Raw genomic sequence first — 24,886 nt, forward strand, 5'->3', positions numbered from 1 at the left:
AAGCTAAGCCTCACAGCGCCGATGGTACTGCAGGGGGGACCCTGTGGGAGAGTAGGACACCGCCGGACTCCTTTTAGTCGAAATGGCCACCCATCGTTGGGTGGCCATTTTGCGTTTACAGCACGAAGAGAACAGGGAGCACCATGCCGGAAGAGGAAGAGCGCCGTCCGCGTCGCAACGACGACAGGAACCAGCGCAACGAACGTCCTTCCGGAGGTCGCCCCGTATACCGTGACGGCGCATCTCGTGCCGGCTCGGGTGACCGCGCCCCGCGTCGCGAGGGCGGCTACAGCCGTGATGGTGCCCCGCGTCGTGAGGGTGGCTACAACCGTGATGGTGGTGCCCCTCGTCGTGAGGGTGGCTACAACCGCGACGGTGGTGCTCCCCGACGCGAGGGCGGCTACAACAACCGCGATGGTGCCCCCCGTCGCGAGGGTGATTACAAGCGTGACGGTGGTGCCCCTCGTCGTGAGGGTGGCTACAACAACCGCGACAGCGCTCCGCGTCGCGAGGGTGGTTACAACCGTGACTCCAACCCGCGTCGTGAGGGTGGCTACAACCGCGATGGTGGTGCCCCCCGTCGCGACGGTGGCTACAACAACCGCGATGGTGCCCCTCGTCGTGAGGGTGGCTACAACCGCGACGGTGGTGCCCCGCGTCGTGAGGGCGGCTACAACCGCGATGGTGGTGCCCCTCGTCGTGAGGGTGGCTACAACAACCGCGACAGCGCTCCGCGTCGTGAGGGTGGCTACAACAACCGCGACAGCGCTCCGCGTCGCGAGGGTGGTTACAACCGCGACAGCGCTCCGCGTCGTGAGGGTGGCTACAACAACCGTGATGGTGCTCCGCGTCGTGAGGGTGGCTACAACCGTGATGGTGGTGCCCCGCGTCGTGAGGGTGGTTACAACCGCGACTCCGGCCCGCGTCGCGAAGGTGGTTACAACCGCGACTCCGGCCCGCGTCGTGAGGGTGGTCACAACCGCGACAGCGCTCCGCGGCGCGAGGGCGGCTACAACCGTGACTCCGGCTCCCGCCGTGAGGGGGGCTACAACCGTGACGGTGGTGCCCCCCGTCGCGAGGGTGGGTTCGCGCGTGAGCGGGGGAGTGACCGGTCGCGGTCCTTCCCGCAGCGCGGCGGCGCCGGGCGGGAACGTCCGGCCAACGCGGCGAACGAGCGTCCTCGGTTCGATGAGCCCCGCCTCCCGGACGAGCTCACCGCACGCGACCTGCACCCGTCCGCGCGCAACGAGCTGAAGACGCTCAGCAAGGAGAACGCCGAGTTCGTCGCCCGACACCTGGCGATGGCGTCCCGGCTGATCGACGAGGATCCCGCTCTGGCGCACGAGCATGCCCTGGCGGCCTCGCGTCGTGCCGGCCGGATCGCGATCGTCCGCGAGACTCTCGGCATCACCGCCTACGCGACGGGCGACTTCGCCCTGGCTCTGCGTGAACTTCGCACCTATCGCCGGATCTCCGGCAAGGACGACCAGATCGCCCTCATGGTCGACAGCGAGCGCGGCATCGGGCGTCCCGACCGCGCCCTCGAGACCGGCCGCGCCGTGGACCGATCGGCTCTCACCACCCCGGTGCGCGTGGCTCTCGCGATCGCGATGTCGGGTGCCCGGCTGGACCAGGGAGACCTGGAGCTGGCCCTCGGCGAACTCGAGATTCCGGAGCTCGACCCGGACCGCGCGTTCGAGTGGAGCCCCGCGCTCTTCGCCGCACGGGCCGCCGTGCTGGAGGACCTCGGGCGCACCGACGAAGCGGAGTTCTGGGCGCATCGCGCCGAGGTCGCTGCGGAAGCTCTCGGTGTGGATGAGGCCGGCGACGAGGAACTCTACGTCGAGGACGGCCTCGTCGAGGACGAGTTCTCCGACGACGAGCTCTCCGTCGAGGACGTTGCTTCTGTCGAGGACGTCGCCGGCGACGCAACGGAAGCCGACGTCGCGACGGAAGCCACCGACGCGGTCGACACCCCCGAGCCGTCCATCGAGGACGAGGTGCGCGAGCTGCTCGGCGAGGACGACGAGACGGATGACGACGAGACGGAGGACGACTCGCCCTCCGCGCCTGAGAAGCCGGAGGCGTAGGTGGGACTCTTCACACCGAAGGCGCGGAAGCAACCCGCGGGACACACACCCCTCGAGGGCGTCGACACCGTCCTCGCTGATCTCGACGGCGTGGTCTACGCGGGTCCCGGCGCTCTGCCGCATGCGGTGGAGAGCCTGAACGCGGCGGCGCACACGGTGCGTCTCGGCTACATCACCAACAACGCCTCGCGCACCGACGCCTCCGTGGCGGCGCACCTCACGAGTCTCGGACTCGACGTCGCTCCGCAGGACGTCGTGACGAGCCCGCAGGCGGCGATGCGTCTGCTGTCCGGGATCGTGCCGGCGCCGGCGACCATCCTCGTGGTGGGCGGCGACGGCCTCGTCGACGAGGTGCAGAAGGCCGGGTACACGGTCACGCGCAGCGCCGAGGACGCGCCGCAGGCCGTGGTCCAGGGCTTCGCGCCCGAGGTCGCCTGGACCGACCTCGCCGAGGCGGCGTTCGCCCTCAAGGTCCCCGAGGACGAGGGCGGCATCCCGTGGATCGCCACGAACACCGACTGGACGATCCCGCGCGAGCGGGGCGTCGCCCCGGGGAACGGCACTCTCGTCTCCGCCGTGCACACCGCGATCGGTCGTCTGGCGACGGTGGCGGGCAAGCCGGAGACCCCGATCTTCGAGGAGGCGCTCGCTCGTTTCGGCGCGGCGAAGGCGCTCTTCATCGGTGACCGCCTCGACACCGACATCATGGGTGCCAGCCGTGCGGGCATCGAGTCCGCCCTGGTGCTCACCGGCATCGACCGCCCCAAGCACGTCCTCGCCGCGCCCGAAGGATCGCGCCCGACCTACATCCTCGGCGACCTGCGCGGACTGCACGAGCCGTACCCCGAGCCCACCGTGACCGACGGCGTGTTCGACGTGAACGGCGCCGCCGTCCGCGTCCGGGGCGCAGACGTCGAGATCGTCGCCGAGTCCGGCGACCAGCTCGACCTGCTCCGTGCGGGTGCCGCCGCGATCTGGGCGTCCGGGACACCGGTGTTCGTCCTCCGGGTTCCGGAGCGGCTGTACGCGGACCCGTTCCACCGCCCCTGAGCCACGCGTGGCGCCGCCGCCCGTCGGTGGCGCCGCGTACAGTGGAAGCGTGAGCGATGAGACGACGACCAGCGCGCCGACGGACGGCCTGTGGAGTCGTCTGCGCCTGATCGAAGGGCAGCCGCTCGCCGCACGCGCCGACGCGTACTCGGCCCTGCACGACGAACTCTCGCGACGACTCGAGAGCGGATCCCGGCACGACCTGCGGGAGACCCCGGGACCACGATGACGCGACTCGACGCCGCCCTCGCCGCCCGAGGACTCGCCCGTTCGCGCACGCATGCCGCCACCCTCATCGCCGACGGCCTCGTGAGCGTCGACGGCCGCCCAGTCGTGAAGGCCTCGACCCCGGTCAGCGACGACGACACCATCACGGTCGCCGGCGCCGACCACTACGTCAGCCGCGGGGCGCACAAGCTCGTCGCCGGGCTCGACGGCTTCGGCATCCCGGTTCAGGGGCGCTTGGCGCTCGACATGGGGGCCTCGACCGGCGGATTCACGCAGGTGCTGCGGGAACGCGGCGCGCGCCGTGTCCTCGCCGTGGACGTCGGGCATGGCCAGCTCGCCCCCGCGGTCGCTGCCGACCCCGGCGTCATCGCCGTCGAGGGCTTCAACGTGCGGCACATGACGCGTGACGGCCTCGCCGCGGCGACGGGGGAGTCTGCGCCCCCCGATCTGGTGGTGGGCGACCTCTCCTTCATCTCGCTCGAGCTCGTGCTGCCCGCGGTGGTCTCCGTCGCCGCACCGGGCGCCGACGTGCTGCTGCTGGTCAAACCCCAGTTCGAGGTCGGGCGGACGGCCGTGCGCGGCGGTCTCGTCACCGACCCCGCCACCCGTGCGGACGCCGTCGCCCGCGTGGTGTGGAGCGCGTGGGACGCGGGGCTGGGGATGGCGGGGATCGTCTCCTCCCCGATCCTCGGGACTCACGGCAATGCGGAGTATCTCGTGCACTTCGTGCCGGGCGGCGGGAGCAATCCGACAGAATGGATGGACACCATCAACCGGCTGGCAGGGGGACGATGAACGAGCGCAGGATCCTGGTCGTCGCCCATGCGGGCCGCGTCGACACCGTCGCGGCCGCCCGTCGGGTGATCGGCGCCCTCCGCGGTGCGGGGGTCCGTCCCGTCCTGGCAGCTGACGACCATGCCGAGCTCGCCGCGGTCGATGCGTTCTTCGCGGACGTCGAGGTGCTGGACGCCTCCGGGCCGTCGACCCTCGAACTCGCGATCGTCCTCGGCGGCGACGGCACCATCCTCCGCGCGGCGGAGCTCGTCCGCGACAGCGGCGCCCCGGTGCTCGGCATCAACATGGGACACGTCGGCTTCCTCGCGGAGATCGACCGGGACGACATGGACGACGCGATGCGCCGCGTCATCGCCCGCGACTACGAGGTCGAGGAGCGCCTGGCGTTGTCGGTGCGCGTCAAGGACCGGTCCGGCGACGTCGTCTTCGAAACCTGGGCCCTGAACGAGGCGACCGTCGAGAAGGCGAGCCGCGAGCGCATGATCGAGGTGGTGCTCGAGATCGATGGGCGCCCCCTGTCGAGCTTCGGCTGCGACGGCATGGTCATCTCCACCCCGACCGGCTCGACCGCCTACAACTTCTCCGCCGGCGGACCCGTCATCTGGCCGACGGTCGAGGCCATCGCGGTGGTCCCGCTGTCGGCACACGCCCTGTTCGCGAAGCCGCTCGTGGTGAGCCCCGATGCGGCCGTGGCCATCGAGATGCTGGAGCGGACGGACGGCTCCGGCATCCTCTGGTGCGACGGCCGTCGTTCCCACGACCTCCCGCCGGGCGCTCGCGTCGTGGTGCGCCGCTCGTCGCGCCCGGTCCGTCTCGCGCGCCTGCACCCGACCGCGTTCACGAACCGTCTCGTCCGCAAGTTCCAGCTGCCCGTCGAAGGGTGGCGCGGACAGGAGCGGAGGAGCGACGCATGATCGAGGAGATGCGCATGCAGGGGCTCGGCGTGATCGCTGACGCCGTCCTGCCGCTCGGCCCGGGCTTCACGGCGATCACCGGAGAGACGGGCGCGGGCAAGACCATGGTCGTCACCGGCCTCGGGTTGCTCCTCGGCCAGCGCGCCGACTCGGGGGCCGTGCGCAAGGGCGCGGCCCAGGCGTCGGTGGCCGGGGTGTGGATCGTGCCCGAGAAGGGCGAGGTCGCCGACATCGTGGCCGAGGCCGGGGGAGAGCTGGAGCCGGCCGATGCCGGCACCGCCGAGCTGTATGTGTCGCGCACCCTCAGCGCCGAGGGCCGCAGCCGTGCGAGCGTCGGCGGCCGCGCCGCTCCGGCGGGGGTGCTCTCCTCGCTCGCAGACGAGCTCATCGTCGTGCACGGACAGTCCGAGCAGCTCCGGCTGCGGTCGGCCGCCGCGCAGCGCGACGCCCTCGACCGCTTCGGCGGCGAACCGATCGCCCGGGCGCTGGAGGACTACCAGGCCGCGTTCGAGCGCTGGCGGACCCTCGACGCCGAGATCATCGACATCACCGCGAATCGCGACCGGCGTGCCGAGGAGGCCGCTCGGCTGCGGGAGGACCTCGCCCTGATCGAGGCGACCGCCCCCGAGGAGGGCGAGGACGAGGAGCTGGCGGCTCGTGCCGAGCGCCTCGCGAACGCGGAGGAACTCCGCGTCGCCGCCGCCCTGGCCCACGGGGCCCTCTCGAACGAGGAGGGCGAGCCCGATGCGTCGGCGCTGGTCGCGGAAGCACGCCGAGCGATCGAGCGCGTGTCGGACCCGAAGCTCGCGGAGGTCGCGGAGACCCTGGCCGACATCGGCTACCGGATCGCCGACGCCGCCGGTGTGCTCTCCGGCTTCCTCGCCGACCTCGACGAATCCGGACCCCATGAGCTCGCCGCCGTCGAGGAGCGCCGGGCCGCACTCGGCGTCCTCATCCGTCAGCACGGCTCGCTGGCGGAGGCGCTGGCGCTGTGGCAGACCGGATCCGCGCGGCTGGCCGAACTCGACGACGACGGAGAGCGTCTGGAACGCCTCACCGCCGAGCGCGACGCGGCCAGGGCGGAGCTCGACGCCCGGGCCGACGCTCTCACCGCGGCCCGGAACGAGGCGGCCGGCCGACTCGGCGAGGCCGTGACGGCCGAGCTGCACGCGCTGGCGATGCCGGACGCGCGCCTGGAGGTCTCTGTGACCCCGGGGTCTGAGAGCACCCACGGCCGCGACGACGTCGCCATCCTGCTCGCCCCGCATCCCGGCGCCGAACCCCGCTCGGTCGCCAAGGGGGCCTCCGGCGGCGAGCTGTCGCGGGTGATGCTCGCGATCGAGGTCGTCATCGCGGCGACCGACCCGGTGCCCACCTTCGTGTTCGACGAGGTCGACGCGGGAATCGGCGGCGCGGCGGCCATCGAGGTGGGTCGGCGACTCGCCCGACTCGCCGAGAAGTCGCAGGTGATCGCCGTCACCCATCTCGCGCAGGTCGCCGCCTTCGCGAACAACCACCTCACCGTCGTGAAATCGCACGACGGCGCCGTCACCGCCTCCAGCGTGCGGCGGCTCGACGGGGAGGAGCGCGAGGCCGAGATGGCCCGTCTGCTCTCCGGCCTCGCGGATTCCGATGCCGCACTCACCCACGCCCGCGAGCTTCTCAGCCTCGGCGTCTGAATGAACTGTTAGGATAGAAGCCCGTGATGAACTCTTCTTCTGCGGGGCCCAAGAACGACACGACCAAGCACATCTTCGTGACCGGTGGTGTCGTTTCGTCTTTGGGCAAGGGGCTCACCGCGGCCAGCCTGGGCAACCTCCTGACCGCTCGCGGACTCCGCGTGGTCATGCAGAAGCTCGACCCGTATCTCAACGTCGATCCGGGCACCATGAACCCGTTCCAGCACGGCGAGGTGTTCGTCACCGACGACGGTGCGGAGACCGACCTCGACATCGGCCACTACGAGCGCTTCCTCGACATCAACCTGTCCGAGGCGGCCAACGTCACGACCGGTCAGATCTACTCGCAGGTGATCGCCCGCGAGCGTCGCGGCGAGTACCTCGGCGACACCGTGCAGGTCATCCCGCACATCACCGACGAGATCAAGCGCCGCATGCGGCTGCAGGCCACCGAGGACCCGCGTCCCGACGTGATCATCACCGAGGTCGGCGGCACGGTCGGCGACATCGAGTCGCAGCCCTTCCTCGAGTCGGCGCGCCAGCTGCGTCACGAGCTCGGCCGCGACAGCGTGTTCTTCGTGCACGTCTCGCTCGTGCCGTTCATGGGCGCGTCCGGCGAGCAGAAGACCAAGCCGACCCAGCACTCGGTCGCAGCCCTCCGCCAGGTCGGCATCCAGCCCGATGCCCTCGTGCTCCGCAGCGACCGCCCGGTGAGCGCGAGCAACCGCAACAAGATCGCCCTGATGTGCGACGTCGACGTCGAAGGCGTCATCAACACCGTCGACCTGCCGAGCATCTACGACATCCCGTCGACCCTCAACGAGCAGGGCCTCGACTCCTACATCGTGCGCCGCCTCGGCCTCGACCAGAAGGCGGACGACGTCGACTGGACGCGCTGGAACAAGGTGCTGCACGCGGTGCACAACCCGAAGCACGAGGTCACGATCGGCCTCGTCGGCAAGTACATCGACCTTCCCGACGCCTACCTGTCCGTGACGGAGGCCCTCAAGGCGGGCGGCTTCGCGCAGGAGACCAAGGTCAACATCCGCTGGATCCCGTCCGACCTCTGCGAGACGCCGGAGGGCGCGCAGGAGCAGCTGGCGGAGCTGGACGGCATCTGCGTGCCCGGAGGCTTCGGCATCCGCGGCATCGAGGGCAAGCTGGGTGCGCTGAAGTTCGCCCGCGAGCAGGGCATCCCGACCCTCGGCCTCTGCCTGGGGCTGCAGTGCATGGTCATCGAGTACGCCCGCGACGTCGCCGGAATCGCCGGAGCCTCGTCCAGCGAGTTCGATCCGGATACCGCGGAGCCCGTCATCGCGACCATGGCCGAGCAGATCGAGATCCTCGACGGCGGCGACCTGGGCGGCACCATGCGCCTGGGCCTGTACAAGGCGGCTCTCGCGGAGGGTTCGCTGGCGCGTGAGGTCTACGGCGCCGCCGAGGTGTCCGAGCGTCACCGCCACCGCTACGAGGTCAACAACGCCTACCGCGATCGCCTGTCGGAGGCCGGTCTGGTGTTCTCGGGTCTGAACCCCGAGCTGGACCTCGTCGAGTACGTCGAGCTGCCGCGCGACGTGCACCCGTACTACATCGCCACGCAGGCCCACCCGGAACTCCGCTCGCGTCCGACCGACCCGCACCCGCTGTTCCGCGGTCTCGTCGGTGCCGCCATCGCGCGTCACCGCGCGAGCGAGCTGTTCGACGTGCCCGTCGATGAGTGAGTCGAAGGCGGGCGTGCCGGAACCGCTGCGGGACGAGCCCTTCGAGCCGGAGGTCCTGAGCAGCGACCTCGTCTACGAGGGGTACGTCTGGGACGTCCGCTCTGACCGGGTCCGCTACGGCGACGGCGAGATCGTGCGACAGTACGTCGCCCACCCCGGGGCCGTCGCGATCCTCGCGCTGGACGACGAAGAGCGGGTTCTGCTCATCCAGCAGTACCGTCACCCGATCCGTCACCGCGACTGGGAGTTGCCAGCCGGCCTCCTCGACATCGCGGGGGAGGAGCCGCTGGCGGCCGCCCGTCGCGAGCTCGCGGAGGAAGCCGACCTCGTCGCGGCCCACTGGGAGCCCCTGGTGTCGTCGTGGACGACGCCCGGCGGTAACGACGAGCTCATCCGGGTGTTCCTCGCGACCGGACTCTCAGCCGCCGAGACCGCGCATGACCGCGAGGACGAGGAGGCCGACATCCGCGTCGCGTGGGTGCCGCTGCACGAGGCCGTCGCCGGAGTCCTGGAGGGACGCCTGCACAACGGCATCCTCTCCATCGGCGTCCTGGCCGCCGCGCAGAGGCTGCGCGACCGGAGCTGAGCATGCTGCTCGATCGCGCCCTCGACGCGTACCTGCGTCATGTGACGATCGAGCGCGGGCTCAGCAGCCACACCGTCGGCGCCTACCGGCGGGATCTCGAGGGCTACCGGGACTGGCTCGCTGCGGACGGGATCGACGACACCGCGCACATCACGCCCGCCGTCGTCGACCGCTTCATCGCCGCCCGCGCGTCCGCGGAGCCGCCGCCGGCCGCGACGAGCCTGGCGCGCCTGCAGTCCTCGGTGCGCGGCTGGCACCGGTTCCTCGCCCGCGAGGGCATCGAGGCGGACGATCCGACCGGACGACTCCGCCCACCGAAGACCCCGCGCCGGCTGCCGAAAGCCCTCACGATCGACCAGGTGGAGCGCCTGCTCGCCGCGCCGTCGGCCGAGGAACCGCTCGGCATCAGGGACAGGGCGCTGCTGGAGCTCCTCTACGCCACGGGTGCCAGGGTGTCGGAGACGGTCGGTCTCGACGTCGACGACATGGCGCACGGCGAGGTGCTGCGCCTGCGGGGCAAGGGCTCGAAGGAGCGGATCGTCCCGGTGGGGTCGTACGCCCGCGCCGCCGTCGACGCCTACCTCACCCGGGTCCGTCCGGAGCTCGCGGCGAAGGGCCGCGCATCGGCCCGGCTCTTCCTCGGCGCGCGCGGTGCCCCGCTCTCGCGACAGAGCGCGTGGCTGGTGATCCGTTCCGCTGCCGAGCGCGCACAGCTCACCGCCGAGGTCTCCCCGCACACGCTGCGGCATTCGTTCGCGACGCACCTCCTGCAGGGCGGTGCCGACGTGCGGGTGGTGCAGGAGCTGCTGGGGCACTCCTCGGTCGCGACGACGCAGATCTACACGCATGTGTCGGTGGATGCTCTCCGTGACATCTACGCGACCTCTCATCCCCGGGCGCGCTGACCGCGCAGGCCGCGGCCGGTACCGGGTCGCCCGCCGCGCGCCGAGACGGCTGGGGAACGCTGGGCGGCTACAATCGAGCAAGCACGAAGGAGCAGGAGAACCGGTGGCTGAGAAAGTGGCGAAGTCCAGGGCGAAGGCGCAGAAGGCCGACGACACTCCCATGGGACCCACCGGCCGTCCGTACCAGGGCTTCCCGATCCCGGCGCCGCTGAAGTCGCACGGCCCGGCCCGCATCATCGCGCTCTGCAACCAGAAGGGCGGCGTCGGCAAGACGACCACCTCCATCAACCTCGCCGCCGCGCTCGCGGAGTACGGCCGCAAGGTGCTCGCGGTGGACTTCGACCCGCAGGGCGCACTGTCCGCCGGTCTCGGCATTCAGACGCACGACGTGCCGACGGTCTACGACCTCCTGCTCGACACGAAGCGCGACGCGCACGACGCGATCGTGCACTCGAACGTGCCCGGTCTCGACGTCCTCCCCGCGAACATCGACCTCTCCGCCGCGGAGGTGCACCTCGTGAACGAGGTCGCCCGCGAGACGATCCTCGCCCGCGTGCTGCGCCAGGTGGCGGGGGAGTACGACGTCATCCTCATCGACTGCCAGCCGTCGCTCGGTCTGCTGACCGTGAACGCGCTGACGGCTGCGCACGGCGTCATCATCCCGCTCGAGTGCGAGTTCTTCGCGCTCCGCGGTGTCGCGCTCCTCATCGAGACCATCGACAAGGTCCGCGATCGCCTGAACCCCTCCATCGAGATGGACGGGCTGCTGGCGACCATGTACGACCCTCGCACGCTGCACTCGCGCGAGGTGCTGGAGCGGGTCGTGGAGGCGTTCGGCGACGACGTGCTGGAGACCGTGATCGGCCGCACCGTGAAGTTCCCGGATGCGTCGGTCTCGGGGGTCCCGATCACCGAGTTCGCTCCGGAGCACGCGGCCGCACAGGCATACCTGCGGCTGGCCAGGGAGCTGGTCGCCCGTGGCGCCGTCGCCTGACGAGCTCGGAACCGCTGAGGTCCCGGCATCCGCCGACGCCGTCGACGCGGCGGAGTCTTCGTCTGCCGACGACGCCGCGGGGTTCCGCGTCTCGCTGTCGAACTTCGACGGCCCCTTCGACCTCCTGCTGAACCTCATCTCGAAGCACGAGATGGACATCACCGAGGTGTCGCTGAGCGCCGTCACCAACGAGTTCATCGCGTACCTCGCCGACCTGGAGGACGAGGAGGAGCTGGATCAGGCCTCGGAGTTCCTCGTCGTCGCCGCGACCCTGCTGGACATGAAGGTCGCGGGACTGCTGCCGCAGGGCGAGCTCGTCGACGCCGAGGCCGTCGCCCTGCTCGAAGCGCGCGACCTGCTCTTCGCCCGCCTCCTGCAGTACCGCGCGTTCAAAGAGGTCTCCGCCTGGTTCTCGCGGTGCCTGCAGCGGGAGGACCGCCGTCATGTGCGTGCGGTGCCTCTGGAGGAGAAGCACCGGAAGCAGACGCCCGAGCTCGTCTGGTCGCTCACCCCCGACGACTTCGCGGCGCTGGCGCTTCTGGCCTTCGCGCCGAAGGAGATCCCGCACGTCGGCCTCGACCATCTGCATGCACCCCTGGTCAGCATCCGCGAGCAGGCCGCCATCGTCGTCACGCTGCTGCGCGGCACCGAATCGCTGAGCTTCCGCGAGCTCGTCGCCGGCGTCACCGAGCCGGGTATCGTCGTGGCCCGCTTCATCTCGGTGCTGGAGCTGTACCGGCACGCTGCGCTCTCCTTCGAACAACTGGAACCGCTCGGGGAGCTCACGCTCCGCTGGGCCGCCGACTCCTGGTCGGACGAGACACTCGCGACCCTGGGGGCCGACTATGACCGATGACGTGACCGAGGCAGAGACCGGGCTCCGCGACGAGCCCGACGCCGTGACGGGGTCCGAGCTCCCGCTCAGCGAGCGTGTGGAGGCGATCCTCTTCATCGTCGACGAGCCGATCGGCCTGGTGGCTCTCGCCGCCGCGGTCGGCGCGCCGGTGCCCGCCGTCCGGCAGACGGTCGAGTCGCTGGTCGAGGACTACGACGGTCGAGGCGCGGGTCCGCGGCGCGGCTTCGAGCTGCGGGAGGTCGGCGGTGGATGGCGGCTCTACGTCCGCGAAGACCTCGATCCGGTCGTGGCGGAGTTCGTCGGCGGTCAGGCGCCGGCCCGGCTCTCCCAGGCGGCGCTGGAGACGCTCGCGGTGATCGCGTACAAGCAGCCGGTGACCCGGAGCCAGGTGGCCTCGATCCGCGCGGTCAACGTCGACTCCGTGGTCCGCACCCTGCTCGCGCGGGGGCTGATCACGGAACTGTTCGCCGATTCCGAGACCGGCGCGATCAACTACGGCACGACCGATGCGCTCCTCCAGCATCTCGGCATCAACTCTCTGGATGAGCTTCCGCCGATCTCGCCGCTCCTCGACGACGGCGCCGACGGCTTCGACGAAGGGACGGTCCGATGACCACCGACGCCCACGATTCCGCCGCTCCCGAAGGCGTGCGACTGCAGAAGGTGCTGGCGGCCGCCGGTGTGGCGTCCCGTCGGGTCGTCGAGCAGTACATCGTCGAGGGGCGCATCCGCGTGAACGGCCAGGTGGTGACCGAGCTCGGCCGCCGCATCGACCCGGAGCGGGACCTCGTGGACGTGGACGGCACCGCGGTGCAGCTCGACGTGTCCAAGCGCTACGTGATGCTGAACAAGCCGACGGGTGTGGTCAGCAGCATGCGCGACCAGAGCGGACGCCCGGATCTCCGGCGCTTCACGAAGGACTACGAGGAGCGGCTGTACAACGTCGGGCGTCTGGACGCCGAGACCAGCGGACTGCTGCTGCTCACCAACGACGGCGAGCTCGCGCACGTGCTCGCGCACCCCTCCTTCGGTGTCACCAAGGTCTACATCGCGAAGGTCGAGGGGGCGGTCACGGCGCAGACCATCTCGAAGCTCACGAAGGGCATCGAGCTGGAGGACGGCCCCATCGCCGCCGACAAGGCCCGGCTGCTGGACACGTCGCGCGGCTCGAGCCTCGTGGAGCTCACGCTGCACTCCGGCCGCAATCGGATCGTGCGCCGGATGATGGCCGCGGTCGGCCATCCGGTCACGGAACTCGTGCGGAGGCAGTTCGGTCCGCTGCACCTGGGAACCCTCCCGGCCGGTCGGACGCGGGAACTGAGTAAAATCGAAGTCGGCGCGCTGCTGACTCTCGCGCGCCGGGAATCCGGTGTCGCCGAGGCGCCAGGCGAGCAGGAGAGCGAATGACCCAGACGACGAGTGCGCCCGCGGCGCGGAAGACCGGTGCCGTGGCGCCGCGTCTGTCCGGCACCGTGCGCATCGTCGGTGCCGGGCTGCTCGGTGCCAGCGTCGGCCACGCCCTCCGAGCGAAGGGCATCGACGTCGTCCTCACCGACGCGTCCCCTGCGCAGCTGCGCCTCGCCGTCGACTACGGTGCCGGGCGGCTTCCGCAGGACGACGACGCGCCGGTGCTCATCGTCGTGGCCGTGCCGCCGGACGTGACCGCCGACGTGATCCAGGCCGAGCTCGAGCGGTACCCCGACGCCGTCGTGACCGATGTCGCGAGTGTCAAGCTGGAGCCGTTCCGCACGCTGCGGGAGCGCGGCGTCAACCTCGCCCGCTACATCGGCTCGCACCCGCTCGCCGGTCGGGAGCGCGGCGGGGCGATCTCGGCGAGAGCCGATCTCTTCATCGGGCGGCCGTGGGTCGTGTGCCGCGACGAGGACACCACCGCGCGGGACCTCGCGCTGGTCGAGGCACTGGCCCTCGACGTCGGCGCGATGCCGCTGGAGATGACCCCGGAGGAGCACGACCGCTCCGTCGCCCTCACCTCGCATGTGCCGCAGGTCGTCGCGAGTCTCCTCGCCGGTCGGCTGGCCGGGGCCGAGGAGGGCGCCCTCCGTCTGGCCGGGCAGGGCGTGCGGGACACCACGCGCATCGCCGCGTCCGCTCCCGAACTGTGGGTGCAGATCCTCGGCGCCAACGCCGGTCCCGTCGTCGAGATCCTCGACGCGCTCGCGACCGACCTGAGCGAGGTCGCCGATGCGCTGCGCGCTCCCGGGGCCCCCGGCGCCCGACGCGTGCTCGCCGAGACCATCCGCCAGGGCAACGACGGCGTCGAGCGCCTCCCCGGCAAGCACGGACAGAACCGACGCTTCGAGACACTGGTCGTCATGGTCGACGACACCGCCGGTCAGCTGGGGCGCCTGTTCGGCGAACTCGGCGAGCTGGGCGTCAACGTCGAGGACCTGCGCCTTGAGCACTCTCCGGGCGCGCAGTTCGGCCTCGCCGAGATCAGCGTCGACCCCGCGGCGCTGCACGGCGCGATCACCGGACTCCAGGAACGCGGCTGGCGCATCGCAGGGAACACCAATGACTGACACCTCCACCATCTCCGCCACGAAGTTCATCGCCATCGACGGCCCCGCCGGGTCCGGCAAGTCGAGCGTCTCCAAGGCGATCGCGCGTCGCGAGGGCTTCGGCTACCTCGACACCGGGTCGGCCTACCGGGCCCTCGCCTGGCATGTGCTCGATCGCGGTGCAGACACCGACGACGCCGAGGCCGTGCGCGCCGCGGCCGCCGACTTCCCCGTCCGTCTCGGTCTCGACCCCGACGACCGCACGGTGCGCGTCGGCGACGTCGACGTGACGGACGCGATCCGCGAACCGCGTGTGTCCGGTGCCGTGAGCGGCGTGGCCCGCGTGCCGGAGGTGCGCACCCAGGTCAACGAGCTCTTCCGGGCGCTGGTCGCCGAGGCGCCGTACCCGGCCGTCGTCGTCGAAGGACGCGACATCACGACCGTCGTGGCACCGGATGCGCCCGTGCGCATCCTGCTGACCGCGGCGCCCGAGGTGCGGGCCGCACGCCGCGCGGGCGAGCTCGCCGGCGAGAACGCCGCCGCCGTCGCGGACGCGCTGCACAAGCGTGACGCCTCCGACAGTGCCGTCGTCGACTTCCTCAACGCCGCGGAAGGCGTGGAGGTCGTCGACTCGACCGCACTCGATTTCCCCCAGACCATCGACGCCGTCCTCTCGGTGATCGAACGACTCCGAGGAGCAGACCGTGGCTGACGACGAATACGAAGGCGGTCCCGACCAGCTCGCCGAGAAGCTCGAGCAGATCGATGACCAGCTGGCCGAGCAGCGCGCGGAGACCCTGCGCGCCGGCCTGGCCGACTACGAGCTCGACGACGAGGACGCCGCGCTCCTCGCCGGCGTGACGCTGGGCGAGGACGGCATCGAGTTCCTGCCTGCGCTGCCCGTGGTGGCGATCGTCGGGCGGCCGAACGTGGGCAAGTCCGCGCTCGTGAACCGGATCCTGGGCCGTCGCGAGGCCGTCGTGGAGGACACCCCCGGCGTCACCCGCGACCGCGTCACGTACAAGGCCGAGTGGAACGACCGCCGCTTCACGGTCGTCGACACCGGCGGCTGGGAGCCCGACGCCCGCGGCATCGACCGTTCGGTCGCGGCTCAGGCCGAGGTCGCGATCGACCTCTCCGATGTCGTGCTGTTCGTCGTGGACGCCATGGTGGGCGCCACGTCGACCGACGAGCACGTCGTGAAGCTGCTGCGCAAGAGCGGCAAGCCGGTCTTCCTCGTCGCCAACAAGATCGACGACGCGCGTCAGGAGCCGGAAGCCGCCGCCCTGTGGAACCTGGGTCTCGGGGAGCCGCACCCGGTCTCCGCGATCCACGGTCGTGGTGTCGCCGACCTCCTCGATGCTGTGCTGAAGAAGCTGCCCGAGATCTCCGCGGTGGCGAAGCAGGAGATCGGCGGTCCGCGCCGCGTCGCGATCCTGGGGCGCCCGAACGTCGGCAAGTCCTCGCTGCTGAACAAGGCCGCGGGCGAGGAGCGCGTCGTCGTCAACGACCTCGCCGGCACCACTCGCGACCCCGTGGACGAGGTCGTGGAGCTGGGCGGCAAGATGTGGCGCCTCGTCGACACGGCCGGTATCCGTCGCCGCGTGCATATGGCGCAGGGCGCCGACTTCTACGCGTCGCTGCGCACGTCCGCCGCGCTGGAGAAGGCAGAGGTCGCGATCGTCGTCCTCGACGTGTCGGAGTCGATCAGCGAGCAGGACGTGCGGATCATCGACCTCGTGCTCGAGTCGGGTCGCGCGCTCGTCCTGGCGTTCAACAAGTGGGATCGCCTCAACGACGACGATCTGGAGAACGCCGACCGCCGCCGTTACCTGGAGCGCGAGATCGAGCAGGACCTCGCCCACGTGGCCTGGGCCCCGCGGGTGAACATCTCGGCGAAGACCGGTCGTCACCTCGACAAGCTCGTCCCCGCGCTCGAGATGGCGCTGGAGAACTGGGACCGCCGCATCCCGACCGGCAAGTTCAACGCGTTCCTCGCCGAACTCGTCGCCGAGCACCCGCACCCGGTGCGCGGCGGGAAGCAGCCGCGCATCCTCTTCGGGACGCAGGCCTCGACCCGTCCGCCGACGTTCGTGCTGTTCACGACCGGTTTCCTCGACCCGGGCTACCGCCGGTTCATCCAGCGCCGCCTGCGCGAGCTCTACCCGTTCGAGGGCACGCCGATCGTCATCAACATGCGCGTGCGGGAGCGTCGCCAGCGCTGACTCGTTGCCGCGCATGTCGCGGCGGTGGCGCCGGAGCCCCGATGCTGTGAAAAGCTGAGGGGGTGACTGTCGTACCTCCCGCCGCCGGTGAACCGCGTCGCCCCGAGGGGCCTCGCGATCCCGGCGATGCCTGGGTGGTCGCCGACACCGGTGAGCGGTACTGGGGGCGCTTCGGTGCAGCCGGCCTCCTCGCCGTCGACCCGGAGCGCGGCATCCTGCTGCAGCATCGGGTCGCGTGGAGCCACTTCGGCGGCACCTGGGGCCTTCCCGGCGGCGCGCTGCACGAGGGAGAAGCGGCCATCGTGGGCGCCGTGCGGGAGGCGCAGGAAGAGGCGGGAGTGCCGGATGGTGCGGTGCGGCCGCGCTTCACGAGCGTGCTCGACCTCGGCATCTGGTCGTACACCACCGTCGTCGCCGATGTGCGCACGCCGTTCGACCCCGTGATCAGCGACCCGGAGAGCGTCGCGCTGTCGTGGGTACCCGTCGAGGACGTGGACGCGCTGCCCCTGCATCCCGGCTTCGGTGCGGCGTGGCCGATGCTGCGGGCTCAGCTCTCGGCGCATCCGGTGGTCGTGGTGGACGCCGCCAACGTCGTGGGCTCGGTCCCGGACGGCTGGTGGAAGGATCGTGCGGGAGCCGCCGCACGACTGCGCGACCGTCTGACCGGGCTGGCCGTGCCCGCGGACGACCTCGGGCTCGCGGGGGACGCCTGGTTCCCGGAGGTCTCGCTCGTCGTGGAAGGTCGCGCGCGGGACATCGCGGAGGCCGCTGCGGCGGGATCACCCGCGGACGCCGCGGCCGCAGAAGCCGGAGTCGCGAGCTCGGCCCTGGACGTCGTGCGTGCGGAGGGCGCCGGTGACGATGCGATCGTCGCCGAGGTCGAATGCCGGGTCGCGAGCGCGTCGCCGGTTCTCGCGGTGACCAGTGACCGCGAGCTGCAGTCCCGCGTCGAGGCCGCCGGGGCGCAGGTGCGCTCGAGCGGCTGGCTCCTCCGTCTTCTCGACGCCTAGCGCGAGACGCGGGCGCTTCGCTCCGCGGATCCAGGTACTCATACAGCGGCGTGGCATGGCATGGTCTGAGGTCGCGCGGATCGACGTGGTCTGAGGTGGCGCGGCACGACGTGGTCTGACGCGGCGCAGATCGACATGGTCTGAGGTGGCGCTAATCGACGTGCCTGCGTCACCGCGCGCGAATGACCCGCCGCCGAGATGATCCGCGAGCTCAGACGAAGGCGACCCGACGTGGGGCGTGATCGGTATGGACGGCGCCGAGGGGACTTCGCCATTCGAGAACCCCACCGGGTCGCTGTCGTACCGTCCAGCGCTGAGGCTCCGGGATATCGGGGTGTTTCAGCACGTGGTGTCCGCGGCAGAGGTGCGCGAGGTTGTCGACGCGGGTCGGGCCGCCCTTCGCGTGATCCCAGGTGTGGTCGACGTCGCAGCGGTGTACCGGCTGGCGACACCCCGGGAACCGGCAGTGCTGATCGCGGGCCCGAAGCAACCGGCGCATGCTCTCGGTCGGGCTGTAGGCGTCCGTTTCGATGACCTGCCCGTGCGGATCGAGGAACAACCGCGTCCAGCCCCCGTCGCGACCGGCCAGAGCTCGCGCGATGTCCGGGTGCAGAGCGCCGTGTCCGTCCAGTTCGGCCGGACGGTCGTCGAGTCCGACGAGGGTCGTCGCCGCCACGGTCACCTGCAGGCGACCCCGCACCCCGGTGAGGCCGTCGCCCTCGACGGCGCTCGGATCGGCGGTGAGGAGCAGACCGGTCAGAAGGTCGGCCTGCACCTGGCTCCAAGTGCGGGTGTCTGCGGGGAGCGATTCCGTCTCGGGGTCGAGGGCGTAGGTGTCGCCATCGGCGCTGGAGATCTTCGTGTCCGACCGAGTCTCGCCGCGCGGGCGATCCGTCGCGACGCTGTGAGCAGTCAGCAGGTCGTCACGCGCCAGGGACAGGCGAAGCGTTGCCTCGTCCGAACCCGACCCCGCGTCATGCGCAGTCCCCGCATCACGCGTGGGAGCCGCATCACGGGCCCGGATGACGGTGCGGGTGAGCTGATTCAGTCGGTCGGCGATCGCCACCGCCGCCCATTCCGGGAGGACCGCCGTCAGGACCGCGAGGCCGTCGTCGACCGATCGCACCGTGACGCAGCGCTCGTCCGCGGCGCGGCGGTGTCGTTCCGTGATCGTCTCGCCGACAAGCGCGGAGGCGACGCGGCGGGCATGCACCCGCGTGCGCGCCGCGGTCTCGGCTTCGGCGACGACGAGCACCGCCGTCTCGAACAGCGCCATCGTCTCGGGCGCGACGACGCGGTTGCGGATGGCCTCGGCCACGACGGCGCTCGCCCGCGCGATCTCCCGCACGTGCCCGGAGCTCAGAGACCCCGTGTGGAAGGCCTCTCGCACGCGGGGGAGAGCGGTGCTCAGGGCGAGAGCGTCGGCGAACGCGAACTCCATGGTGCCGGTGGAAAGATGCGCCGCTGTGGCGAACTCGGCGACCATCGAGCGGTGGATGGCATCACGGTGGTGTGGGGCCGCGGCCACGTCTTCGTCATGGAAAGCGATCTGCGCCACCAGGAGCTCCGCAGCCTCTGCCTCCAGTGCTGCGATGCGTCGACGGGTCTCCGTCCAGGCGTCTCGCACGCGCCTCCGCTCCTCGAGGTCGAGGGGTGCGGTCGGCGGGTTCGTCATACCTCGATTTTAGAACGTATGTTCGAATCCAGGAAGGGCTCAGTCGTGTTGTATATCGCCTCGTCCGCGGAGGCGGTCGATGTCCCGACGCTCCCGCTTCGTCGGTCGTCCGGCGCCGCGGTCTCGGACGCCGAGGGCTGCCTGCGGCTCGCGTTCCGGCGTTCGATCTTCGTAGGCGAGGGCGGCCAGCGGCGCTCCGACGCGCTTGACGAGGATCTGGCGCACGATCAGGATCCGGTCGAAACCCGCGATGCGGATCCGGAGCTCATCGCCCACGCGAACCGCCTGTGCAGCCTTCGCCTTGTCGCCGTTCACGCGCACATGCCCCGCGCGGCATGCGGTGGTCGCCGCCGACCGGGTCTTGTAGACGCGCACCGCCCAGAGCCAGCTATCCACCCGCGCACTGTCGACCATCAGGCGGGCCTCCGCTGCAGGGAGACGAGGGCGCCGTACACGATCAGCCCCTGGCCGAGCGTGTACGTGAGCATCACGGCGGGGCTGCTCCAGGCCGAAAGGGCATCCGGAAGAAAGAGCCGAAAAGCGAGGATCGTGTCGCTCGCCAGGAAGAACGCGCCGCCCGTCGCGACGAGCGGATGGCATCGTGCGGCGAACGCGGCGGTGCCCGCGAGGAGCAGACCATACAGCGCGACGCCGATGAGGAGCGGTCCCGTGTGTGGGCCGAGGACGAGGATCATCGCGAGCCACCAGACCGCGTAGACCGCGGTCCACCACGGCAGCCGGCGGCGCGCGAGGTGGCGGGCGAAGAGAATGATGTAGGCGATGTGCGCGAGACCGAAGAAGGCGAGCATGAGCGGAAGCTCGGGTGCCGCGGGAAACAGCACGCCCGCGCCGTCGCCCAGCCAGGAGAAGAGCAGGGCGACGAGGAGCAGAGCCACCGTCACGGGTGGGTGGATTCGCCGCGCCGTCACCAGGACCGGTACCGCGAGCAGCGGCATGAGCAGCAGCTTCGTCGGACCCGCGAGATCGTGGCCGAGCGCCAGAAGCACGACGTGCAAGGCGGAGACCACGGCGTAGGGGACGAACGCCCACACGATCGCGGGAGGGAGGGTGCGGCGCTGCATCCCTCCATCGTATGACCGGAGGGGCATGTCGTCTCGAAGGCGGTCGATCGGACCGGCCCGACTCAGGACTCGACGGTGACCGTGGCCACAGCACCCTCGGCATCGAGGTGCACGGCGGGCCAGTAGCCCTCCGGGAAGTGTTCGCCGCAGGAGTCCGTGAAGTGGAGGACGACGGTGCCATCGGCTCCGGCCTCGATGGTCTCGAGCTCCAGGTCGTCCGCCGCCTCGTCGAGCTCGCTGGGGTCCGGATCGCCGGTGCTGAACGCCGTGACCACGGCATCCGAGGCGATGCGGCGGAGGCCCGGGAGCCCGGCGATGACCGTACGCAGCCGGGGGAGCAGTGGAGCGACCTCGTCCGGCGACGCGCCCTCGACCATCAGCTCGTAGGTGCTGCCGTCGACCTCGACGCTGCCGACGAACCAGTCGTGGGTGAGGACAGAGCCGTCGTCTAGCTCGGAGGTCGCCCGGTGGAGCGGTCCGAGGTCGGGATCGTCGAGGGAGGGGTTCGCGTCGCTCATGCTTTCACGCTATCGGTCCCGTTCGGTGCGATGTCCAGGGCGACGAGCACGCGCCCCGGCTTCATCACCGCCTTCTCCGTGAAGCCCGCGCGCAGGAACGTCCCGAGCGTGCCGTGGTACAGATCGTTCGCGCGCTGCTTCTCGCCACGGGTGTCGACCGGATAGCCCTCGATGAGGCGGGCGCCGGACTCCCGCGCGAAGGCGACCGCGGCGTCGAGCAGCTCCGCGTTGAGTCCGGTGCCCCGATGCTCCCTGCGGACGACGAAGCAGGTGACGGCCCACACGGACTCGTCACCGAATGGCTCGGTGCTCGACGCAGCGATCATGCTGGTACGGGGGATCCGGGCCTGACGGGTGCGCGGTCCGATCCGGATCCAGCCCGCGGCCTCGCCGTCGACGTACGCGACCAGCCCCGGAGGGGGACCCTCGTCGATCTCGGCGCGGAACATCTCGGTGCGCTGAGGGGTGGTGGTCTGATTCCAGTCCTTGTTCGGCAGCACCGGCCAGATGCACTGGCAGCTCGCCCCATCGCCCCCGCCGGTGAGCGCGTGCTGCACGTCATCCCAGCGGGCGGTCGTCGCCAGCGCGGTCGTGATCGTCGACATGCAGGCGACGGTACAAGCAGCTTCCGACACCCCGCAACGCCTCGGTTCGCGAGAGGGCCTCCGGTGCGGCTAAGATAGGGGAGTTGCCTGCGCGAGAGTGCAGAACAACGGGCTGTGGCGCAGCTTGGTAGCGCACTTGACTGGGGGTCAAGGGGTCGCAGGTTCAAATCCTGTCAGCCCGACCATTGGGCTGTTGGCAATACTGATTGCAGAACAGCTAGAGAAAAGGGAAGGGCACCTGCTTCGAGCAGGTGCCCTTCCCTTTTCTGCGTCTGCGAGATCGGATTCGAGTTCATATGGTCGAGTCCGCACGATTCTGGGGACGAAAACACGAACGCGCCCGGTTTTCGGGCGCGTTCGATTGTCCTGGTGTAGCGGGGAGCGTGCCGGGCGTGCCGCCGGCGGGCGTCGTCAGTGTACGGAGCCGTTCAGGTGCGCATTGGTGTCAGCGCGAGCTCGCTCGGTTGGCCGGGCGGTGTGTTCGTCAGCGACGATGCTCGACCGCCTCGGGGGATACTGAGGTCGCCGTTGCCTGTGGTCTTCGTGTAGCGATTGGCCCAGACGCGGTCGCGGCGGCGGATGGTGTGGACACGTGGAGTCGTGCGCGCTCGTTCGATCTCTCGGTCGCTGAAGAAGGCTGCGATCTTCCGGATGTTGTGGGCCGCGATGAGGAGTGTGACGAGGATCTGTGCGGCGGCGATTCCGCGGACGCGGCGGCGACCGGCGGTTTCGATGTCTGCGTCGCCTGATGCCTTGAGCTGATGGTTTCCGGACTCGACGGTGTTGCGGGCGTGGTCGTGGAAGGTCTCCCACTCTTCGGTGCCGTAGGCGAAGGCCTGCTGCGGGGCCTGCATCTCAGTGAGGTCGAACGCGGCCGAGTGCTTCTTGCAGATGGTGTCGAGGAACTCTTCTTCCAGGGTCTCGGGCTCGACCTCGGGGCGGGCCTTCTTAGCCGCGCTGAGCATCATCTCGCGGAGTGGGCAGGTGACCGTCGGACTGGGGCCGAGGGCCGGGCAGCGCAGCATCACTTTTCCGTCAGGCGTCTTCGCCTTGTCTTTGACGTGCAGCTGGAAGGCCTTCCGCTCTTCGATTCGGGCTCGATGCGTTGCGACGTCGATCACGTCGCCGAGACGATCCGGAGTGGCGTTCAGGAGGGGCTTCGGCGTGCTCGGGCAGTACGCGTCGCCTTCGACGAACAAGGCGCCGTGCTGGCCACCCTTGACGCCGACGCGGTCGGATCGGTAGTCCGTGGACGGAGTGAAGCCGGTTTTCAATGCCGGCTTCAGGAGTCGGAAGGGCTTGGCGTTGGCCCAGTACTGCTTGTCAGCGTCGGCGACACCAGGGGCGAGGTCGAGCATCGCTGCGGCTTCGAGGAGGTGCGCAGCTTCTTCGGCGACCTCCATGTTCGGGATGCTGAGGGACGCGGCGACCACGAGACTCGGGAACCGCTTTGAGCTGGGCTGCTCGGCGTCGACGCGAACGGCCAGGTTCGCCACCCATCCCCAGTCGTAGTCTCCCGACTTCCCGCGTTCAGGTGCGGTCTGGTCGACCTCGCCCTTCTGGTTGTCGACGCGCTCAGCTTTGCCGCTCTTGACGTGCCACCCGGCGAAGGCGTCCACGGGGCCAGGGGAGACCTCGCCGAAATCGGCTCCCTTTTCAGCCTTGACCTTGCTCGCGAGATGCTTGCGGCTGTACCCCTTGGTGGTGGGTGTGCCGATGTAGGTCTGGTCGAAGGAGAGATCCATCTGCTTCGAAGCCCGACGCACTTCTCGCGGCTGGAGCATGAACGTCATGCGGATAAAAAGGCGGGTGTACTCGTCCAGGCGCGCCTTGTACTTCTCCGCGCGCTCTGCGTCGTGATTGCGAAGGATCTCCTGGATCTGAGTGTGGGTCTTGGCAGTGTAGAGCTCCTGCGGGTAGGGGTCCATCAGGGTCTTCATTCGGTGGAACGCGCGAATCGTGTTCGTGTACCAGCGCTTCGTTGTGGCGACATGGGTAGCAAAGCTCGTGGGCGTCTCGGGCAGGTCGAGGAGGTCGCTGGACTTCGTGGAGAGCCTGTGCTGAAGAACGTACGCGGCACGCCGGATGTGGAGCGGGGCCCCTTCCTGAGCAAGAAGAAGGAGGGCGGTGAGCAGGGCGCGGTAGGAGATCATCGCGGGTCGTCCGCCCATACCGTCGCGTTTGGCATCTTCAGCGGCCCAACGGTCGAGTTGCTCGAGGATGCCGGACTGCCGGACGCGGGTTTCCGCCAAGGCCACAGTGGAGTCGTCGAACTGCTGGAGGTCGCGGCCGCGACCGAGGACCTCGCGCTCGGTGATGCCGCAGTCGTCGTTGTCGTCGAAGGCGCGGTAGTAGTCGATGTCGACGGAGGTCATCGTGCGACCTCCGCTCCGACGAGCTGAGCAGTGAAGTCAGCGACATCCAGCACGTTCGCGTGCTCGTAGTACCGAACGAGGGTCGAGTAGTGCTCGAACCCGGCCACTTCACGGAGCACGGGCAGCGGCACGTTGTTGTTGATGTGGTGCAGCAACCACGCCGCACGAAGCGCTGCCGGGGTGGGACGGACGGGCGCGGGGTGGTCAGTGAGGAAGGACTGGATGATGCGGGGCGGGTACTCGGCGATCCGCGGTCCACGAAACAGACGCTGGTCGGCGTCGGCCCGGCCGTCGATGCTGCGAAGCAGCACCCGAGCCCAGGCGTGTCGCACAGGTACGCGTCGGGCACGCTTGCCGACGACATCGACGAAGACGACGTCGCCGTCGCGGTGGATGTCGGCGACGCGGACGTTGACGATCTCGGCCGCGGTCAGTCCAGCGCCGCCGGCCAGTCCGAGGAGCGCCTGAGCGTTCTGGCGCTTCTTCACGGTGGTGAGCGAGTTCGCCCAGCTGTGCATCGACGCGATCTGCTTCGTCGTGAACGGGGAGCGGACCTTGCCGTGCGGTGCCGTGATGGCGATGAGGTCGGCGTCGGCGAGCTCGCGACCGATCTTCACCAGCTGACGGGATACGCCCCACCGGTGACCCGCGGATCGGTTCTTATGGACCGTCTCGAGAAACCGGTCGATGTTGCTCTGCGTGTAGACCCGACGGATCGTCAGCTCTGTACCCGTCCGCGCCCACACCCACATGTGGAACGACGCGGACATCGTCATCAGCCGGCGAGCCACATCGAACGAGTGCGGCAGCATCGCGGCTGCGGTCTCGACGGTGAAGGAGCGTGTGGCCGTCCAGGCGCCAGCCAGGGCGGCGCTGTTGGGCCGGTACTTGACGATGATGGGCGCGGCCAGCTCGGGCAGCTGCGGGTGGGATGCGAGTAGTGCTGCGGTCTCGTCGAGGTTGTCGCTGAGTCGGTGGTTTGGGTTCATGACCACCGTGTACGCGGCCAGTCGCCAAAGCGTGCGTACGGCGTGTCGCACTTCCCGCAGCACAGCGCAC

At 70.1% G+C, this 24,886-nt stretch carries 24 protein-coding genes and 1 tRNA gene; 18 read left to right on the plus strand and 7 right to left on the minus strand.

Going from position 1 to position 24,886, the window contains the following annotated elements:
• Positions 1-143: 143 nt before the first annotated feature.
• The 17 genes from KVS71_RS20075 (at position 144) to KVS71_RS16865 (ending at position 17,572) form a co-directional block, all read left to right on the plus strand.
• Positions 144-2,090 (plus strand): primosomal protein, encoded by a 1,947-nt coding sequence (locus tag KVS71_RS20075; protein WP_254635891.1) that lies wholly within the window; start codon positions 144-146, stop codon positions 2,088-2,090.
• On the plus strand, positions 2,091-3,140 hold the full coding sequence (locus tag KVS71_RS16790) for an HAD-IIA family hydrolase (protein ID WP_217585081.1): 1,050 nt from the start codon (positions 2,091-2,093) through the stop codon (positions 3,138-3,140).
• A 49-nt stretch (positions 3,141-3,189) separates the two neighbouring features.
• Entirely contained in the window at positions 3,190-3,369 is a 180-nt protein-coding gene (locus KVS71_RS16795) for a hypothetical protein (RefSeq protein ID WP_025105152.1), read from the plus strand.
• Positions 3,366-4,163 carry a TlyA family RNA methyltransferase gene (locus tag KVS71_RS16800; RefSeq protein ID WP_217585082.1) on the plus strand — a complete coding sequence of 266 codons (798 nt, stop codon included), beginning with the start codon at positions 3,366-3,368 and terminating at the stop codon, positions 4,161-4,163. Before KVS71_RS16795 ends, KVS71_RS16800 begins: the two co-directional genes overlap by 4 nt.
• Complete coding sequence (locus tag KVS71_RS16805; protein WP_060923487.1) at positions 4,160-5,077, plus strand: NAD kinase; 918 nt, start codon at positions 4,160-4,162, stop codon at positions 5,075-5,077. Before KVS71_RS16800 ends, KVS71_RS16805 begins: the two co-directional genes overlap by 4 nt.
• The gene (recN, locus tag KVS71_RS16810) at positions 5,074-6,756 is read left to right on the plus strand and encodes a DNA repair protein RecN (RefSeq protein ID WP_105950130.1); all 1,683 of its coding nucleotides are present in this window, start codon (positions 5,074-5,076) and stop codon (positions 6,754-6,756) included. Before KVS71_RS16805 ends, recN begins: the two co-directional genes overlap by 4 nt.
• A gap of 26 nt (positions 6,757-6,782) precedes the next feature.
• Positions 6,783-8,477 carry a CTP synthase gene (locus tag KVS71_RS16815; protein WP_060921094.1) on the plus strand — a complete coding sequence of 565 codons (1,695 nt, stop codon included), beginning with the start codon at positions 6,783-6,785 and terminating at the stop codon, positions 8,475-8,477.
• Positions 8,470-9,063, plus strand: coding sequence for an NUDIX hydrolase (locus tag KVS71_RS16820; protein ID WP_217585083.1), 594 nt, complete (start codon positions 8,470-8,472; stop codon positions 9,061-9,063). Before KVS71_RS16815 ends, KVS71_RS16820 begins: the two co-directional genes overlap by 8 nt.
• 2 nt (positions 9,064-9,065) lie before the next feature.
• Complete coding sequence (gene xerD / locus KVS71_RS16825; protein WP_217585084.1) at positions 9,066-9,968, plus strand: site-specific tyrosine recombinase XerD; 903 nt, start codon at positions 9,066-9,068, stop codon at positions 9,966-9,968.
• 160 nt (positions 9,969-10,128) lie between these two features.
• A complete protein-coding gene (locus KVS71_RS16830) occupies positions 10,129-10,962 on the plus strand; it encodes a ParA family protein (protein WP_164498181.1) in 834 nt (277 codons plus the stop codon).
• Positions 10,946-11,818: a ScpA family protein gene (locus tag KVS71_RS16835; protein WP_060921097.1), complete on the plus strand. Its 873-nt coding sequence runs from the start codon at positions 10,946-10,948 to the stop codon at positions 11,816-11,818. Before KVS71_RS16830 ends, KVS71_RS16835 begins: the two co-directional genes overlap by 17 nt.
• The gene (gene scpB / locus KVS71_RS16840) at positions 11,808-12,431 is read left to right on the plus strand and encodes an SMC-Scp complex subunit ScpB (protein ID WP_060921098.1); all 624 of its coding nucleotides are present in this window, start codon (positions 11,808-11,810) and stop codon (positions 12,429-12,431) included. Before KVS71_RS16835 ends, scpB begins: the two co-directional genes overlap by 11 nt.
• Positions 12,428-13,225 carry a pseudouridine synthase gene (locus KVS71_RS16845; RefSeq protein WP_217585085.1) on the plus strand — a complete coding sequence of 266 codons (798 nt, stop codon included), beginning with the start codon at positions 12,428-12,430 and terminating at the stop codon, positions 13,223-13,225. The genes scpB and KVS71_RS16845 overlap by 4 nt, the downstream gene beginning before the upstream one ends.
• Positions 13,222-14,358: a prephenate dehydrogenase gene (locus KVS71_RS16850; RefSeq protein WP_217585086.1), complete on the plus strand. Its 1,137-nt coding sequence runs from the start codon at positions 13,222-13,224 to the stop codon at positions 14,356-14,358. Before KVS71_RS16845 ends, KVS71_RS16850 begins: the two co-directional genes overlap by 4 nt.
• Complete coding sequence (gene cmk, locus KVS71_RS16855) at positions 14,351-15,049, plus strand: (d)CMP kinase (protein ID WP_144881344.1); 699 nt, start codon at positions 14,351-14,353, stop codon at positions 15,047-15,049. The genes KVS71_RS16850 and cmk overlap by 8 nt, the downstream gene beginning before the upstream one ends.
• Complete coding sequence (gene der, locus KVS71_RS16860; protein WP_217585087.1) at positions 15,042-16,562, plus strand: ribosome biogenesis GTPase Der; 1,521 nt, start codon at positions 15,042-15,044, stop codon at positions 16,560-16,562. The genes cmk and der overlap by 8 nt, the downstream gene beginning before the upstream one ends.
• A 62-nt stretch (positions 16,563-16,624) precedes the next feature.
• Positions 16,625-17,572 (plus strand): NUDIX hydrolase, encoded by a 948-nt coding sequence (locus KVS71_RS16865; protein WP_217585088.1) that lies wholly within the window; start codon positions 16,625-16,627, stop codon positions 17,570-17,572.
• A gap of 211 nt (positions 17,573-17,783) precedes the next feature.
• On the opposite strand, the gene KVS71_RS16870 is transcribed toward KVS71_RS16865, so the two are convergent.
• The 5 genes from KVS71_RS16870 to KVS71_RS16890 form a co-directional block, all read right to left on the minus strand.
• Positions 17,784-19,247 carry an HNH endonuclease signature motif containing protein gene (locus KVS71_RS16870; RefSeq protein ID WP_217585089.1) on the minus strand — a complete coding sequence of 488 codons (1,464 nt, stop codon included), beginning with the start codon at positions 19,245-19,247 and terminating at the stop codon, positions 17,784-17,786.
• A gap of 39 nt (positions 19,248-19,286) precedes the next feature.
• A complete protein-coding gene (locus KVS71_RS16875) occupies positions 19,287-19,661 on the minus strand; it encodes an RNA-binding S4 domain-containing protein (RefSeq protein ID WP_025105136.1) in 375 nt (124 codons plus the stop codon).
• Complete coding sequence (locus KVS71_RS16880; protein ID WP_217585090.1) at positions 19,661-20,329, minus strand: lysoplasmalogenase family protein; 669 nt, start codon at positions 20,327-20,329, stop codon at positions 19,661-19,663. Before KVS71_RS16880 ends, KVS71_RS16875 begins: the two co-directional genes overlap by 1 nt.
• Positions 20,330-20,391: 62 nt before the next feature.
• Positions 20,392-20,847: a hypothetical protein gene (locus tag KVS71_RS16885; protein WP_217585091.1), complete on the minus strand. Its 456-nt coding sequence runs from the start codon at positions 20,845-20,847 to the stop codon at positions 20,392-20,394.
• Positions 20,844-21,452, minus strand: coding sequence for a GNAT family N-acetyltransferase (locus tag KVS71_RS16890; RefSeq protein WP_217585092.1), 609 nt, complete (start codon positions 21,450-21,452; stop codon positions 20,844-20,846). The genes KVS71_RS16885 and KVS71_RS16890 overlap by 4 nt, the downstream gene beginning before the upstream one ends.
• Positions 21,453-21,560: 108 nt before the next feature.
• On the opposite strand from KVS71_RS16890, the gene KVS71_RS16895 reads away from it, so the two are divergent.
• Positions 21,561-21,637: transfer RNA gene (locus KVS71_RS16895), tRNA-Pro, on the plus strand.
• A gap of 243 nt (positions 21,638-21,880) precedes the next feature.
• Here the strand turns inward: KVS71_RS16895 and KVS71_RS16900 are convergent.
• The gene (locus KVS71_RS16900) at positions 21,881-23,827 is read right to left on the minus strand and encodes a hypothetical protein (RefSeq protein WP_105950117.1); all 1,947 of its coding nucleotides are present in this window, start codon (positions 23,825-23,827) and stop codon (positions 21,881-21,883) included.
• On the minus strand, positions 23,824-24,816 hold the full coding sequence (locus KVS71_RS16905) for a tyrosine-type recombinase/integrase (RefSeq protein WP_105950116.1): 993 nt from the start codon (positions 24,814-24,816) through the stop codon (positions 23,824-23,826). The genes KVS71_RS16900 and KVS71_RS16905 overlap by 4 nt, the downstream gene beginning before the upstream one ends.
• Positions 24,817-24,886 lie beyond the last annotated feature (70 nt).

The sequence above is a fragment of the Microbacterium sp. GbtcB4 genome (assembly GCF_019091465.1).
GTDB lineage: Bacteria > Actinomycetota > Actinomycetes > Actinomycetales > Microbacteriaceae > Microbacterium > Microbacterium paraoxydans.

What these genes read in the sequence shown, in the direction of transcription:
- KVS71_RS20075 (WP_254635891.1), top strand. Translation starts at nt 144, where the DNA reads ATGCCGGAAGAGGAAGAGCGCCGTCCGCGTCGCAACGACGACAGGAAC.
- KVS71_RS16800 (WP_217585082.1), top strand. Translation starts at nt 3,366, where the DNA reads ATGACGCGACTCGACGCCGCCCTCGCCGCCCGAGGACTCGCCCGTTCG.
- KVS71_RS16805 (WP_060923487.1), top strand. Translation starts at nt 4,160, where the DNA reads ATGAACGAGCGCAGGATCCTGGTCGTCGCCCATGCGGGCCGCGTCGAC.
- recN (WP_105950130.1), top strand. Translation starts at nt 5,074, where the DNA reads ATGATCGAGGAGATGCGCATGCAGGGGCTCGGCGTGATCGCTGACGCC.
- KVS71_RS16815 (WP_060921094.1), top strand. Translation starts at nt 6,783, where the DNA reads ATGAACTCTTCTTCTGCGGGGCCCAAGAACGACACGACCAAGCACATC.
- KVS71_RS16820 (WP_217585083.1), top strand. Translation starts at nt 8,470, where the DNA reads ATGAGTGAGTCGAAGGCGGGCGTGCCGGAACCGCTGCGGGACGAGCCC.
- xerD (WP_217585084.1), top strand. Translation starts at nt 9,066, where the DNA reads ATGCTGCTCGATCGCGCCCTCGACGCGTACCTGCGTCATGTGACGATC.
- KVS71_RS16830 (WP_164498181.1), top strand. Translation starts at nt 10,129, where the DNA reads ATGGGACCCACCGGCCGTCCGTACCAGGGCTTCCCGATCCCGGCGCCG.
- scpB (WP_060921098.1), top strand. Translation starts at nt 11,808, where the DNA reads ATGACCGATGACGTGACCGAGGCAGAGACCGGGCTCCGCGACGAGCCC.
- KVS71_RS16845 (WP_217585085.1), top strand. Translation starts at nt 12,428, where the DNA reads ATGACCACCGACGCCCACGATTCCGCCGCTCCCGAAGGCGTGCGACTG.
- KVS71_RS16850 (WP_217585086.1), top strand. Translation starts at nt 13,222, where the DNA reads ATGACCCAGACGACGAGTGCGCCCGCGGCGCGGAAGACCGGTGCCGTG.
- cmk (WP_144881344.1), top strand. Translation starts at nt 14,351, where the DNA reads ATGACTGACACCTCCACCATCTCCGCCACGAAGTTCATCGCCATCGAC.
- KVS71_RS16870 (WP_217585089.1), bottom strand. Translation starts at nt 19,247, where the DNA reads ATGACGAACCCGCCGACCGCACCCCTCGACCTCGAGGAGCGGAGGCGC.
- KVS71_RS16875 (WP_025105136.1), bottom strand. Translation starts at nt 19,661, where the DNA reads ATGGTCGACAGTGCGCGGGTGGATAGCTGGCTCTGGGCGGTGCGCGTC.
- KVS71_RS16880 (WP_217585090.1), bottom strand. Translation starts at nt 20,329, where the DNA reads ATGCAGCGCCGCACCCTCCCTCCCGCGATCGTGTGGGCGTTCGTCCCC.
- KVS71_RS16885 (WP_217585091.1), bottom strand. Translation starts at nt 20,847, where the DNA reads ATGAGCGACGCGAACCCCTCCCTCGACGATCCCGACCTCGGACCGCTC.
- KVS71_RS16890 (WP_217585092.1), bottom strand. Translation starts at nt 21,452, where the DNA reads ATGTCGACGATCACGACCGCGCTGGCGACGACCGCCCGCTGGGATGAC.
- KVS71_RS16900 (WP_105950117.1), bottom strand. Translation starts at nt 23,827, where the DNA reads ATGACCTCCGTCGACATCGACTACTACCGCGCCTTCGACGACAACGAC.
- KVS71_RS16905 (WP_105950116.1), bottom strand. Translation starts at nt 24,816, where the DNA reads ATGAACCCAAACCACCGACTCAGCGACAACCTCGACGAGACCGCAGCA.